The sequence below is a fragment of the Lederbergia lenta NBRC 16444 genome (genome assembly GCF_001591545.1).
GTDB lineage: Bacteria > Bacillota > Bacilli > Bacillales > Bacillaceae_C > Lederbergia > Lederbergia lenta.
In genome coordinates this window covers 298,175-312,279 of record NZ_BCVC01000002.1, presented here as the reverse complement: position 1 = coordinate 312,279, position 14,105 = coordinate 298,175, and the positions used below count along the sequence as shown (strand labels likewise).

Genomic DNA, 14,105 nt, shown 5'->3' with positions numbered 1-14,105 from the left:
TTTTAACCTGACCTTATTGTTATTTCCTTTTTTCAATCAGTACGGTTAAGCTAATTAGAGTAACGAGCACTGTTGCTCCCATGTCTGAAAGGATCGCGATCCACAATGTAAGCAAACCTGGTATCGTCAAAAGAAGTGCGATGATCTTCAGACCTAATGCAATCGAAATATTCATTTTTATGATAGTATTTACCTTTTTGGCTATGCGAACAGCCTCTGGTAATTTACCTAGATGATCTTGCATTAATACAATATCTGCTGTTTCAATCGCACTGTCTGTTCCTTTCCCCATTGCAATACCAAGATCGGCGGTTGCAAGCGCAGGCGCATCGTTTATACCATCACCAACCATGGCAGTTTTTCCTTGTGCCGTCAATTCCTTTACTTTTTCCACTTTCATATCAGGTAGTAAATTTGCATAATAATTTGTTAAACCTGTTGCATTCGCTACCTTCTTTGCTGTCATTTCATGATCGCCTGTTAGCATGACAACTTCCTGCACACCAGCATCGTATAATGCAGATACAATGTCTTTACTTTCAGCACGTATTTCATCAGCGATTCCAAAGAGCCCCAGTACATGTACTTGATCAGAAACGGCAACAATCGTTAATCCATCCTCTTTATATTTTGCGATTTCTGACTGTATGTCGTCCGTAAGAGCTGCAACAGGAATACTCGCCTCGTTTCCAAGCCAATATTTTTCCCCGTTCAGAACCGCTTCAATTCCTTGGCCAGCTATCGTGTCAATCTCAGACGGCTCATCAAGTGAAATATTATATTCGCTTACCTTTTTCATGACCGCTTTCGCCAATGGATGCGATGATGAACTTTCGATTGATCCAGCAACTTGTAAAAACAATGATTCATTATACACATTCATTTTTTCAACATGAGGTTCACCCATCGTAAGTGTCCCTGTTTTGTCAAAAGCCACTGTTTTGATATGACCAAGTTGTTCTAGAAAGACGCCACCTTTGATCAATATTCCATTACGTGCATTTCGAGCAATTCCAGAAACAATCGCAATCGGCGATGAAATAATTAGCGCACATGGACAACCGACAATTAATACTGCGAGACCCTGATAAAACGATGATCCCCAATCACCACCAAGTAAAGGAGGTACAACCATCACGATTACAGCAATCACCATAATAATTGGGGTATAATATTTTGCAAACTTATTAATAAATTGTTCCGTTGGTGTCTTTGTTTCTTGCGCTTCTTCTACTAAGTGTAAGATTTTTGCAAGAGAAGAGTCCTCATAAGCTTTGAATATTTTTACTTTTAAGACACCTTCATTATTAATACTTCCGCCAAATACCTTCTCACCAGGTGTTTTATCTACAGGCATGGATTCACCAGTAATTGCGGCTTCATTTACAGAACTTTTACCACTTTCCACTGTTCCATCAGATGGAATTTTGGCCCCTGCCTTGACAAGAACAATATCTCCGACTTGTAAGTCAGCAATCGGAATGACTTTTTCTCCATTCTCTTGTATAAGTATCGCTTCTTTAGGTGCAACTTTAAGCAAGGTTTCCATTGACTTTCTCGCTTTTTCCATACCTAGTCCTTCAAGATACTCGTTTATGCCAAAGAGAATCGCGACGAGCGTTCCTTCTTTCCACTCACCAATACCAAATGCGCCGATTAATGCAATTGTCATCAACGTGTCAATATTAAATTTAAACTTAAAAAGATTTTTTAACCCCTTTAAAAAAGTAGAATAACCGCTCAATGCTGCAGCAGTCAAATATAAAAGCACTGCAATCAAATAACTCCATTGATTTTCGACAAAGATTGCAGCTACAAATAGAAGTGCAGACAAACTAATTAACATGAGCAATTTACGCCCACTTCCATGGGTGAGGCTATGGTCTGAATTTGATGTTTCTTCTTTTATTAATGCTGCGCCATCACCTGCTAGAATCTTTTCTACTTTATCTAAAGCAACTTCATCTGAGACAACAAGTTTGCTGGAATTGAATAATACTTTCGCGTCTTCTCCATGGTTAAGCTTCTGAATTTCTTCTTCTATTTCTCGGGCACAGTTTGCACATGATAACCCTCGAAGCTTATACTCAGCCACCTTAGTTCCTCCTTTATCCATGATTTCTTTTACCTTACACAATTAGTGATGCATCGCATGGTCGATTGTATGTTCTAACATGTTCATTACATGATCATCATCATGCGAATAATAAAGGCTCGTTCCTTCTCTTCTATATTTAACCAATCTTAAGTTTTTCAAAAAACGTAATTGATGAGAAACGGTTGATTGCAATAACGATAATTTTTCGGCTATTTCGTTAACCGAGCATTCTCGATCTGACAGCAAATGTAAAATTCTAATTCGAGTCGGCTCTGATAATGCCTTAAACGTTTGGGCAACAATAAAGAGGGTTTCTTCATCCAAATCCTTTGCTCCATCAAGGAAATGTGAATCTGATTGTTCCTTAGTCATATTTATGGACTCCCTTCAACTTCAATATATGAATATATAGTCATGTATTGATTTCAGTGTATGCATTTCCATTTAATCTGTCAAGGATTATACGGGATTATTAAGATTATTTTTTCTATTTAGATGACAAAATTAGACCAATCGGTTTCTAGTTTTCACTAAATGTATGTTGGCTACTCAGATATAACGTTGAATATGACAGGCTATTTTGTTATATTAACAATATTAGGACCTCTAAAAAAACATGGTGATACACCATATACTTTATAAAAGGTGGTTATTTTGAATGGCTTATGTAATTACTTCACCTTGCATCGGTGAAAAATTTGGAGAATGCTTGGACGTTTGTCCTGTAGATTGTATTGATGAAGGCGAAAATCAATATTTTATTGATCCCGATATTTGTATTGACTGTGGCGCATGCCAAGCTGTTTGTCCCGTAGACGCAATTTTTCACGAAGAAGAAATGCTCCCAGAAGACGAAATCTACCTTCAAAAAGCACGCGAATTCTTTGGAGCTGCACAATAAAGAAAGACGGAGGCGCCTGTTTAGCGACGTTCAAACTACGCCCACAGGATGTGGGTGCGTCCATGTTGCCACAGGGCGGTTTTAGTTGACGTACTTCGTACACTCCGTAAGACAAATTTAGATATTTCCATAAAAAAAGTCGATCATTATAGATCGACTTTTTTATACTTAGTTATTAGCTTTTTTAATTGCCTCTGCAATATTTACTGTTCGTTTCGCTTGGTGTTTTACAGCTGCTTGAACGTCTTCTATCATTTTACCATCTTGACCAACTGTAACACTCGTTCCGTATGGATTCCCTCCTGCAGCAAATGTAACAGGATCCGTGTAGCCCGGAGCTGCAACAATCGCACCCCAATGATACATTGTAGTATATAGAGACAAGATAGTCGCTTCTTGACCACCGTGAGGATTTTGAGCGGATGACATTGCACTAACAACCTTGTTTACGAGCTTTCCATTAAACCATAGTCCACCAGTTGTATCCAAAAACTGTTTCATTTGTGCTGGCATATTACCAAATCTAGTTGGTACACTGAAAATAATTGCATCTGCCCACTCTAGATCCTCTAAAGTAACTTCGGGTACGTCCTGTGTCGCTTCTACATGTGCCTTCCAGCCCAGGTTAGAATCAATTGCAGCCTGTGGAGCAGTTTCAGCTACTTTTAATACTCTTACGTCAGCTCCTGATTCCTTAGCAGATTCTGCTGCCCATTTTGCTAATTGATAGTTTGTGCCGCCTGAACTATAGTAAATAATTGCTGTTTTTATATTTGACATATTTTCCGTCTCCTTTTTTTGTGATCTTCCAAATAATTTATCTAAAAAACTCAATTTTTCCACCTCATCATATGAATGCTAGTAATTTCATTTCTGAAATTATGCTATGTTGCACTACTTCTTAAAATAGATCTTCATTTAGGCCGTTCTATCTCAAAAATATTGCCGATTTTTGCATAGTTATTACCCGCGAGTCTACTTACAGCTCCTAATCCTAGAGGATCAATTCGACCATCTTCATAAATATCACTATCAATATGAAATTGAACAACCTTGCCGATAATAAAATCAGAACTCTCATTCAAATGTAAGGATTGTTCAAGTGTGCATTCCATCCGTATTTTCGCTTCCTTAATACCAGAAACTTTCACTTTTGTACTAGAGACTGGTGTTAAGCCTGCTATAATAATTTCACTTTCATCAGAAGGAAGATTCGTAGCTGTCTTATTGATTTTTTCAACATTTTGTTCATCAACAATGTGGACGACAAACTCCTTTGACTCGATAATGTTTCGAGCCGTATCTTTTTGCTGTCCGCCATTCCGCTGAATCGATAAAGATATCATCGCTGGATTGGAGGAAACAATATTGAAATAACTGAATGGTGCGCCATTTAGTGTTCCATCATTTGAAACAGTTGTAACGAATGCGATCGGCCTTGGAATAATGCTACCGATTAACAATTTGTAATTTTCTCTTTCTGTTTTTGTGGATGGATCAATAGAAAGCACGTATATCACTCCTTATTTCCTCAGTTTTGTTCTCGCACCTGAATAGGAATCAACAATTGTTCAAGCTTATCGCGGTGAATTTCATATTGTTCTGGAAGTTTCAAACTCTCTCCCATTGTTCCTGGGGTCTCATCATGAGCGAAGCCTGGTGGGTCTGTGGCGATTTCGAATAGTATTTCACCATGCTCTCTAAAATAAATGGCATTAAAATAATTTCTATCTTGAACAGGTGTTACTCTGTAGCCATAATTTTCTACATGTTCTTTCCAATTTAATTGATCACCATCATCTTTCGCGCGCCAAGCAATATGATGAACAGTACCAACGCCCATTTGTCCTCGTTCAACTTGAGCTACTTTTAAATCAATTATATTGCCAATATCACTAGAAGATTGAAAGCGAATGAGTCCCCCTGCTTTTCCAATTTGTTCAAGTCCCATTACTTTTTCAAGCAGCTCGGCAGTTTTCTCAGGTTGAGTAGATAATAATGTCGCACCACCAAACCCTTTAATGGCTACATCAGGTGTTATTCCACTAAATTCCCACTCATTCTCTTCTCCCTCTTCCCGCTCGACAATTTCCAATTGCAGACCATGTGGATCAGCAAATGTTAAATATTCCTCATCAAATCTCTCCGTCTTAGTAAAAGGTATATGGAATTTTTCTAATCTTTTTTCCCAATAGGACAATGCTCCTGTCGGAACAACATATGATGTAACACCAACTTGACCGGCACCAATGACACCTTGCTGGGCTCCTATCCAAGGAAAGAAAGTAATGATGGTTCCCGGCTTTCCACCTTTATCACCGAAATACAGATGATACGTACCGGGATCATCAAAGTTAACCGTTTTTTTTACCAAACGTAAACCTAAAATACCTGAATAGAAATCAACATTTTCCTGTGGATGTCCAACAATTGCTGTTATATGGTGGATCCCCATCGATTTTTTTGTCATGAATGTTCACTCCTCTCATACAATTATAAACTTAAATTAATATATCTTCATTTCGAGATATATGCTTAAAATTTTTTCTTCACAGGAGATCTTTTCAAACAAATTAACGTTTGATTTTGAAACAAGCAAGAAAACCATCCATGCTTTTGATCACGAGTTATCCATTATCAATACTGCTTGCTTATGCACGAAACATATCTCGTATTCATTCATTTCGAATTCAAGATAATATTATCATTGAATTTTATAGTTGTCAACGGTTATTTTCTTAAAACTATTCATCAATATTATTTTTCATAAAACAAAAGTGTAAATTGAGCTGCCAAGACAGCCCAATTTACACTTTCTATCTATCATTTACTTATTTTCTAGCATTTGATAAACTTGCTCGACATCTTTATCCCCACGTCCAGAAATATTAACGATGATACTTTTATCTTTCCCCAATGTTGGAGCTAATTTTAGTGCATATCCTACAGCATGAGCACTTTCAAGCGCCGGAATGATCCCTTCCAACTTAGATAATACTTGGAATGCTTCTAGGACTTCATCATTCGTTACCGCAACATAATCGGCACGTCCAATTGTTTTTAAGTGACTGTGCTCTGGGCCACAACCAGGGTAATCTAAGCCTGCTGCAATCGAATAGGTTGGCAATGGATTGCCTTGTTCATCTTGTAATACAAGGCATTTGAATCCATGTAACTCACCAGATGTTCCTGTCGTTAATGTTGCTGCTTCACTCGGCTCTACGCCGATGAGACGAACTTCCTCATCTGATACATATTCTGCAAAAGAACCAATAGCATTACTTCCGCCACCAACACAAGCGACTACTGCATAAGGAAGTGAACCTTCTTTTTCTAGAATTTGCTTTCTACTTTCCTTACTAATGACAGATTGGAAATGTTTAACCATTGTTGGAAATGGATGTGGCCCTACAGCAGAACCTAATAGATAAAATGTGTTTTCGTAATTTTCTACAAGATCAGCAAAAGCTGCATCTACTGCGTCCTTCAAACGACCTTGTCCTTCAGCTACAGCTACTACTTTTGCACCTAATAATTCCATACGAAATACGTTTAGTGCTTGACGTTTTGTGTCTTCTGCTCCCATATAAACGGTACATTCCATGCCAAACATCGCACAAACCGTAGCAGTAGCGACACCGTGTTGGCCGGCACCTGTCTCAGCAATAACGCGTTTTGCCCCCATTCGTTTTGCAAGAAGAATTTGTCCAAGCACATTATTGATTTTATGTGAGCCAGTATGATTTAAATCTTCACGTTTCAAATATATTTTCGCTCCGCCTAATTCGTTTGTTAAGCGTTCAGCAAAATAAAGTGGTGACTCTCTACCTACATACTCCTCTAAATAATATTGAAATTCTTCATTAAACGCATCATCTTCTTTATATTTTTCGAAATTTTCATCTAAAATTTCTAATACCTTTTGTAGTTCTGGTGGTACAAAGCTACCTCCAAATTTTCCAAAATACCCTTTTTCAATCTGACTCGTCTGACTCATCTAATCTCATCTCCCCTATCTCAAATTCGCCTTGGCATATTAGCGGCCAAATTTTTATCGAGCTTACCGATAATCTGAGGCATCCACCGTAAGCTTCATTTTATTCAGCTCAAGTTTGCCTCCAGCTGAGGTCGATACCTGTTTGCATTCATCTCACCATCTGTAAAAGTGGGAGGCTTCTGCTGAATAAATTTATATATATAAAAAGGGTCACCCATCCCCTGAAAAAAGGACGAGAAACCCGTGGTGCCACCTTTGTTCGTCTACCTTACGCAAACGCACTTATTATATGAAACAACCTATGTCGTTCCATATATCGTCTCTTTTATCGGTAAGACATCCGCCAATACTAACATTCAGTAGTCTGGAAGCTCAGAAGCCCATTCAACAAAATTCCACACTGATTCGCACCAACCATCAGCTCTCTAAAGTGTTATTTTTGTCTACTCTTCTTCCTCATCGCATTTGTATATTTTAATATGTATAATTTTATTACCTCTTCAATTAATAGTCAACCCGAATTTATTCGTTATTCACAGGTTCTCAAAGTGATTCTCATTACTTTCAGCAGCTATTTGCCAGCGCTTTTGGATTTCTTCTACCAGTTCATCTATTGAACAAGCTAGAATTTTTACCGGTATATTGACTTGCGCTTCAACTAAACCTTTATTTAACTTGTTAAGGGTTCTTTTTACACCGTTCGATCGATTAACAATTAGATTCGGATCATACGTCTTTATCCCAAGAAATAATTGTCCGGAAAAGTTAACGAAATCAAGGGCTTCTATTTCTTCCCATCTAACTAAACCTGCTCCTATGAAACTAGAATCATCAAAAATGCCTTCCTCCGAGACGATTAAGGCAGGCTTTCGTTTGATTAATACATTTATGTAATAAATCAAACATAGTCCAAAAAAAACAATAGCAATAATGCCAATCGTTTTAAAAAGGAGTCCCTCACCTCCAGCCTCATTTAGCGTGGCTACAAAAATCAAAACACCAGTCACAACAAAAATAATGGAAATGAAAGCCAACATAATAATCCTTTTCATTTTCGGCAAAACAACAAAATCACTCATGCTTAATAAACGCCTCCCTTCCTTCGCTAGATCATTTCTATTATTTTACACTAATTTAGCCTCTCCATTGTCTGTATTTTGTTTATTTGAAAACATTTGAGTACAAAGACATATACTTATACGTTATCATACATTTATTCTCAAAGGCACAAGGTCCTATATAAGCATACACATTCAAAATCCTAACAGTCATTGCACTTGTTTTTTTCGAATTTTTCTAATAATATAAAAATAGGATTATTAGCTACCTACTGCGCCTAGTAGAAATTATAATTAAGAGGAGAAACGTTTATGCCAAAAAAGGTTTCTATTGTTTTAGTCGGAATGAATGGATATGGGAGTGTATATTTAAAAGAATTACTCAGCAACAATGAACACGCATACATAACTGGTGTTGTTGATATTTATCCAAACAGGTCTGTTTATTATGATTGTCTTGTAGAAAATGACATACCAATCTACGAATCACTCCAGGATTTTTATGTTCATTCAAAAGCAGATTTAGCGATTATTTCTACGCCGATTCACTTACATAAAGAGCAATCCTGTTATGCCATGTTGCATGGAAGCAATGTATTATGTGAGAAACCCGCAAGCGGAAATCCGCGCGATATACAAGAAATGATGGATACACGTGATCGAACTGGTAAGTTTTTAGCCATCGGTTTTAACTGGTCCTTTACTCCAGCTGTGCAACAATTGAAACGAGATATCCTTGATGGAGCATTTGGAAAACCTAAGCGATTAAAATCGATTGTATTATGGCCTCGCGACGAGGACTATTATAATCGATCTTCTTGGGCTGGGAAAAAATATAGCCCTAACGGGGATATGATTTTCGATAGTGTCGCCAACAATGCAACATCTCACCATTTACATCATCTTTTGTATCTGTTAGGTCCTACATTAGATACAAGTTGTCAATTAAAAGATGTAACATCCGAATTATACCGCGCAAATAAAATAGAGACATTTGATACATGCGCAGTTCGCTTACATACAAAGGATGAGGTAGAGATATTATACTTTGCTTCTCACGCCGTTCATAAAGTATACCAACCACATTATGAATTAGAATTTGAACGAGCAACCATTTCCTATAAAGATGGTGGACCTATAGTAGCTCATTTCGATGATGGATCTACAAAAAAATATGATGACCCCGAAAATAATAAGCTTGCGAAGTTGCAAATATGTATTGAAGCTACTGCTAATCAGCATCATCATATCCTATGTGGAATAGAGGCGGCTTCCACCCATGTATATAGTATAAAGGCCATACATGAATCTGTACCCGATATACCAGATTTTCCAGACAATCTAATGATGTTTGATCAGCATCATAAACTACATTGGATAGATGATCTGGATAAAATACTATTAAATGGTTATGAAGAGTGGAAGCTGCCGAGTGATATGAATATAGAATGGAGTAAAAGGGGGAAGAAGATAGAACTTATATAAGAAGAAATGCCAGACATACGCATCAGTGCGCAATGTCTGGCTTTCTAATGAGATTTATATTCTGGTTTCAACTATTAACCGCAATTTTTTTCGTTTTTGTTCTTATGGATATATAGACCCCAACAATAATGACAAATGCACCGACTAGTTGAAGTATTTTTATGTTATTCCCTAATATGAAAAAGGCAAATACCATAGCAATAAATGGTTCTAAATTCAATAATAAAGCCGCTTTTGAAGCCCCTACCTTATGTATGGAATTATTCCATAGAAAAGTACATAAGCCGTGCATGACAATAGCGGTAACGATTAGTAATACCCAATAACGAATGGGAACGGACCATACTAGTGATGTATTTTTCCATGGTACAAATGGCAGTAGACCTATCAGCCCAAAAATATTGCTATACCAAGTAATTGTCGCTGGATGTATCGACTTTGATAATTGTTGAACTAAGATTAAAAAAATCGAAAACGATAACATTGTTAGGCCAATTAATAATTCCCCTTTGCCTATATGCGGGACAAAAAAAGAACCTTTCGTAATAACTAGCCATACCCCTAACAATGCAATAAAAGAACCAAACCAAAACTGTAGTTGTTTTCTTTCTTTAAACCAATATGAGGAGATTAAAGCGGTAACGACCGGGGATAACGCTAAAATCAATGCCGCAGTTACTGGTTCTGTATATTGCAAACTTGCGTAAAAGCTCCATTGATTTAATGTAATTCCTATAAAGCCAGCAACCCCTAACCATATATAATGGTGCATCCGTAAGTTGCTTTTGCTCTGTTGCACATGTCGAAATGTCACAAAAAACAAAAAGATAATAATAAAGATCAAACGAAAAAAAGCTATTACACTAGGGTCAAACTGTTCAACTAAAATGGCGCCGAAAACAAAATTACTTCCCCAAGCAATAACACAAAAGATAAGAATAAAATAAATAAAAATTGATTTATTCATTCGTAAGGGAAATCCTCCTTCCGCATAAAAAAGCATTAAATGGTAATCATCCCCATTCACGCATAATGTACTACGCTATTCTACTAGAAAACCCTATCTAATGTCTAATTCTATACAAAAAAAGCCTGTTCTTCTAAACAGCAAGAACAGACTTAGTATACCGAATTATTTGAATTTCATTGCTTACTGGAAAATCCTTTTATTCGCATCAACCTGCTTCTACTGAAACTGGTATCGATCGTTTTTCTACAAACAGGATTCCTAAAGCATGGTGATCTCCCTCATAAAGAGCTCTTTGCAATAAACGAAGCTCATTGTGAACATCTAATACCTCTAGCTTGCAATATGCTCTGTTAATAAGCAATGCTTCATACAATTCTTGTTTATTTCTTACAGGCACATTATTACAAGTTTTAATAATCTCCCCTATTTTCAATTCCAATTTATCTGCTGGAGAGTCTGGTATGACATCTAAGATCATAATCCCATTATTTCTTGATGTAAAATAATAAGGATTGGACCTTTCACGAACACGGTGACGATAGGAAATCCACAGTCTTCCACTAATAGCAATTGCCCCAGCTACAATCGGCATTATTTGAGGTAACCAGAAGCTTGCCCCTGCACAGACTATAGTTATCACACCAAGCAAAATTACTTGTTTAGCAAGTTTATTTACTGCCACTTTCGGAAGTATACTTTGCACTTGATGTTGAAACCCAATAATAAATGGTACAAGTATTGGTGAATACATACCACTGCCCCACTCAAAAACGGGCCACCAATCAAATGGTGCTGTTAAAGGGCCTGCCGGCAAAAATAAAAACATCGGTATAAACCACAGCCGCTTCGTTTGATGTGCTCCTACTGTCTGTCCTCGGCGACTTTTTCTTAACTTCGGCGATATATCCATCAAGCCATCTTTCAACATAAAAAATCCTTCAGTTAAAATAAATATACCTAATAATAAAGCCGTTGCTATGAAAAAATGATTATTTGAAGTGAGGAAACTCTGATCAAAATACGGTATTTGAAAATCAAAATATGTAGTAGCATATAATGCAAGCAATGGAATGCCTATTGTTAATGCTGGCGAAAGTAAACGTGCATTACCAATTATCCCCAACAAAATTGTCATAGTAGCAATACTGGCTATAACGATTGGAGGTAAAGCAAAGCCTGTCCCTATAGCTATAATAGAAAATACAATACCAGTCACAATGCCGACGGGGAATAAATATCTAAGTTCATGGGAAAGCTCATTTACTTTTAAATTAAAATCTCGGCGTTCTCTCTTTATTCTCAAGGTGCCGGCAATCAGAGCCAATATGAACGAAAAATAAAATACTGGATTCAAGAACATTTTCCCAAAGCCTTTCGCAAACTCTATTAGCCACATATTATCCACAAAATCACGCACCTTCCCAAACGATCCATTCTTTCTCTTATTCTATCAGAAATTTCGATAAAGCGCCCTTAAAATTTATTAGTAGTTTGAATATTTACGTGGCTGAGAATTTAACGATTAAGATAATCGCTCCATTACAACCAAATTAAAGAGAAGCTTATGAATAAGGCCACTGAATATCTTACTATTATTATGGTATTGCCTAAGATTCAAGTGCAGACCACCCCACGCTCTTACTATTACCTTTTTTAATAGAGGTCAAGGAAATTCGTGTGGATACAGGGCTCTTAAATTCCGAATAAGGAAACCGACTCACTTCACATCCTAATAATACCAAAAACAACCTCAGTGTAAGGATCCTAAGGTTGCAGTAATAGCACAGCATGCGTGAATACGTTCTTGAAAATACATATCTCATTACATTCTATTCCCTTAGATGTTAGATTTTCTTACTACACTTGCATGATGGAACAAAGCCAGTGTATGAAAAGTGAAACCAAGTTGAATGAAACGTATGGTGTTTACGAGCCAAGTGGCCCTTGCAAAGATCATAGCGACAACCCGAAGTGAAAATCAACAGTGATTCCTGTAAGGAGGACTTCTTCAGTGCCCTCCTATGGATATATCAGCTTTTCCGACGTTTTATTTATTAAATGATTTAATTGCAACTTGTAATTGTAAATCATTGTCTTCCTCTTGCACAGCAGCGATAATCGTATCCATTATTTTTTCAGACGTTTCTACCGTTATTTTCCCAGTAACAGGTAGCTTCGCCATTGCTTGAAACGCTCGAACAGCCCGCTCCGTTTGTTCATCAAAATAGCCATCTTCCCGACCTGGACCATACCCAAGGCCTTTTAATAATTCTTGTGCAATCTTCACATCTTCATTATTCATATCTTTAACTAAATCTTTCTCCAATTGAAGAGTGTGTGCGTGAAAATATGCTGGTTGTGCCACTTCTATCGTCGGCTCAATTCCTTTTCCATGAATCCAGTTTCCATCAGGTGTTAGCCATTTAGCCATTGTCAGCTTAATATTGCTACCATCATCCATTGGTACGGGCTGTTGGACCGTCCCCTTGCCAAAAGTCTTCACACCTATAAGTGTATTACCATTTACCTCTTTTAGAGCAGCTGCTAAGATTTCCGAAGCAGAAGCACTACCTTCATCAATTAATACTGTAATTGGATATGCTTTTGACTTTTTTAATTCCGAATAATATGGATTTTTATTCCCTTCACGGTCTGCTATTTGCACAAATGGCTTCTTATCTGTGACGAGTTGGCCAAGTATCTCCTGTACACTTAATAACATACCACCTGGATTTCCTCGGACATCCACAATTAAGCCATCAATTCCTTGTTGCTCCAAATATTTTAATTCAGCAGTAAAGTCCTTTGCTGTTCCCTCTGAAAAGGAAGTGATTTCTAAATAGCCTATTTTTTGTCCAGCATTTTTCTTTACGTCTGAGAATACCGTCATAATAGGTACCTCATCTCGCGTTACCGATACATTTATTGGATTTGCTAAACCATTTCTTCTAATTTCTAATTTGACTACCGTTCCTTTTTTACCACGAATTTTAGATGAAGCTTCATACAAATCGAGTCCTTGCACACTTTTTCCATCAATATTAATAATTTCATCTTTCGACTTCAAACCAGCCTTTTCTGCAGGGGAGTTTTTAATAGGTGAGATAATTACTAGCTTTCCTTCTTCAATTGCAATCTGCGCCCCAATTCCATCAAATGAGGAGTCCATACTATCTTTAAAACTAGCCGCAGTTTCCTTATCCATATATACAGAATAAGGATCTTTCAAAACTCCGATCATTCCTTGGATCGCTCCTTGAATTAGCTTAGATTCATCGACCTTTTCAATATATGAATTTTGAATTAAATCATATGCCTTAGCAACTTTATCAAGTGAAGTATTTTCACTCGTTATTTCCGTCTCCTGGCCAGCATCCGTGTTATTGTCTGCAGTATTGTTTTTCCAATATGGAACGATCCAGGTGATTCCGCTATAAGTACCACCGACCCCTATTAAGAATGAGCAAACAATAATTACTACAAGCCATTTTCTATTCATCTTATCCCTCCAAACACTCATGCATGAATGTGTATTCACTTCTTAGTGATCTTTATCCATACATAGTATGTTGCAAGTGGACAAGTTATGATTGGAA

General features: G+C 37.2%; 12 protein-coding genes and 1 other annotated feature. Of the genes, 2 read left to right on the top strand and 10 right to left on the bottom strand.

Translation table 11 applies throughout. From position 1 onward, the window contains the following. Nucleotides 1-19: 19 nt before the first annotated feature. Both BLE01S_RS11385 and BLE01S_RS11380 read right to left on the bottom strand, forming a co-directional pair. Nucleotides 20-2,095: a heavy metal translocating P-type ATPase gene (locus BLE01S_RS11385; protein ID WP_066141759.1), complete on the bottom strand. Its 2,076-nt coding sequence runs from the start codon at nucleotides 2,093-2,095 to the stop codon at nucleotides 20-22. 42 nt (nucleotides 2,096-2,137) lie between these two features. Further along, nucleotides 2,138-2,470: an ArsR/SmtB family transcription factor gene (locus BLE01S_RS11380; RefSeq protein WP_066141756.1), complete on the bottom strand. Its 333-nt coding sequence runs from the start codon at nucleotides 2,468-2,470 to the stop codon at nucleotides 2,138-2,140. 286 nt (nucleotides 2,471-2,756) lie between these two features. On the opposite strand from BLE01S_RS11380, the gene fdxA reads away from it, so the two are divergent. Further along, a complete protein-coding gene (gene fdxA, locus BLE01S_RS11375; protein WP_066141752.1) occupies nucleotides 2,757-2,999 on the top strand; it encodes a 4Fe-4S ferredoxin in 243 nt (80 codons plus the stop codon). A 168-nt stretch (nucleotides 3,000-3,167) separates the two neighbouring features. Here the strand turns inward: fdxA and wrbA are convergent, their stop codons facing one another. From wrbA to BLE01S_RS11350, 5 genes are all read right to left on the bottom strand, one after another. After that, a complete protein-coding gene (gene wrbA / locus BLE01S_RS11370) occupies nucleotides 3,168-3,779 on the bottom strand; it encodes an NAD(P)H:quinone oxidoreductase (RefSeq protein ID WP_066142275.1) in 612 nt (203 codons plus the stop codon). A gap of 134 nt (nucleotides 3,780-3,913) precedes the next feature. After that, nucleotides 3,914-4,510 (bottom strand): flavin reductase family protein, encoded by a 597-nt coding sequence (locus tag BLE01S_RS11365; protein WP_066141749.1) that lies wholly within the window; start codon nucleotides 4,508-4,510, stop codon nucleotides 3,914-3,916. 20 nt (nucleotides 4,511-4,530) lie between these two features. Continuing rightward, nucleotides 4,531-5,469: a ring-cleaving dioxygenase gene (locus BLE01S_RS11360; RefSeq protein WP_066141746.1), complete on the bottom strand. Its 939-nt coding sequence runs from the start codon at nucleotides 5,467-5,469 to the stop codon at nucleotides 4,531-4,533. A 357-nt stretch (nucleotides 5,470-5,826) separates the two neighbouring features. Then, complete coding sequence (trpB, locus tag BLE01S_RS11355; protein WP_066141744.1) at nucleotides 5,827-6,996, bottom strand: tryptophan synthase subunit beta; 1,170 nt, start codon at nucleotides 6,994-6,996, stop codon at nucleotides 5,827-5,829. A gap of 225 nt (nucleotides 6,997-7,221) precedes the next feature. After that, nucleotides 7,222-7,465 (bottom strand) — a binding site (T-box leader). Nucleotides 7,466-7,529: 64 nt separating this feature from the next. Next, complete coding sequence (locus tag BLE01S_RS11350) at nucleotides 7,530-8,075, bottom strand: STM3941 family protein (protein WP_066141741.1); 546 nt, start codon at nucleotides 8,073-8,075, stop codon at nucleotides 7,530-7,532. A 291-nt stretch (nucleotides 8,076-8,366) separates the two neighbouring features. Between BLE01S_RS11350 and BLE01S_RS11345 the strand changes: the two genes are divergently transcribed. Continuing rightward, nucleotides 8,367-9,539, top strand: coding sequence for a Gfo/Idh/MocA family protein (locus BLE01S_RS11345; protein ID WP_066141738.1), 1,173 nt, complete (start codon nucleotides 8,367-8,369; stop codon nucleotides 9,537-9,539). A gap of 67 nt (nucleotides 9,540-9,606) precedes the next feature. Here BLE01S_RS11345 and BLE01S_RS11340 read toward each other — a convergent pair whose 3' ends face one another. The 3 genes from BLE01S_RS11340 to BLE01S_RS11330 all read right to left on the bottom strand — a co-directional run bounded on the left by BLE01S_RS11340 (nucleotide 9,607) and on the right by BLE01S_RS11330 (nucleotide 14,008). Beyond that, complete coding sequence (locus BLE01S_RS11340; RefSeq protein WP_169800028.1) at nucleotides 9,607-10,506, bottom strand: DMT family transporter; 900 nt, start codon at nucleotides 10,504-10,506, stop codon at nucleotides 9,607-9,609. 208 nt (nucleotides 10,507-10,714) lie between these two features. Continuing rightward, the gene (locus BLE01S_RS11335) at nucleotides 10,715-11,905 is read right to left on the bottom strand and encodes a PDZ domain-containing protein (protein WP_066142272.1); all 1,191 of its coding nucleotides are present in this window, start codon (nucleotides 11,903-11,905) and stop codon (nucleotides 10,715-10,717) included. 651 nt (nucleotides 11,906-12,556) lie between these two features. Beyond that, nucleotides 12,557-14,008, bottom strand: coding sequence for a S41 family peptidase (locus BLE01S_RS11330; protein WP_066141730.1), 1,452 nt, complete (start codon nucleotides 14,006-14,008; stop codon nucleotides 12,557-12,559). Nucleotides 14,009-14,105: the final 97 nt, after the last annotated feature.

Bases quoted from the DNA above. Each gene is read 5' to 3' on its own strand.
- BLE01S_RS11350 (WP_066141741.1), bottom strand. From the start codon at position 8,075: ATGAGTGATTTTGTTGTTTTGCCGAAAATGAAAAGGATTATTATGTTG.
- wrbA (WP_066142275.1), bottom strand. From the start codon at position 3,779: ATGTCAAATATAAAAACAGCAATTATTTACTATAGTTCAGGCGGCACA.
- BLE01S_RS11360 (WP_066141746.1), bottom strand. From the start codon at position 5,469: ATGACAAAAAAATCGATGGGGATCCACCATATAACAGCAATTGTTGGA.
- BLE01S_RS11345 (WP_066141738.1), top strand. From the start codon at position 8,367: ATGCCAAAAAAGGTTTCTATTGTTTTAGTCGGAATGAATGGATATGGG.
- BLE01S_RS11330 (WP_066141730.1), bottom strand. From the start codon at position 14,008: ATGAATAGAAAATGGCTTGTAGTAATTATTGTTTGCTCATTCTTAATA.
- BLE01S_RS11340 (WP_169800028.1), bottom strand. From the start codon at position 10,506: ATGAATAAATCAATTTTTATTTATTTTATTCTTATCTTTTGTGTTATT.
- BLE01S_RS11380 (WP_066141756.1), bottom strand. From the start codon at position 2,470: ATGACTAAGGAACAATCAGATTCACATTTCCTTGATGGAGCAAAGGAT.
- trpB (WP_066141744.1), bottom strand. From the start codon at position 6,996: ATGAGTCAGACGAGTCAGATTGAAAAAGGGTATTTTGGAAAATTTGGA.
- fdxA (WP_066141752.1), top strand. From the start codon at position 2,757: ATGGCTTATGTAATTACTTCACCTTGCATCGGTGAAAAATTTGGAGAA.
- BLE01S_RS11335 (WP_066142272.1), bottom strand. From the start codon at position 11,905: ATGTGGCTAATAGAGTTTGCGAAAGGCTTTGGGAAAATGTTCTTGAAT.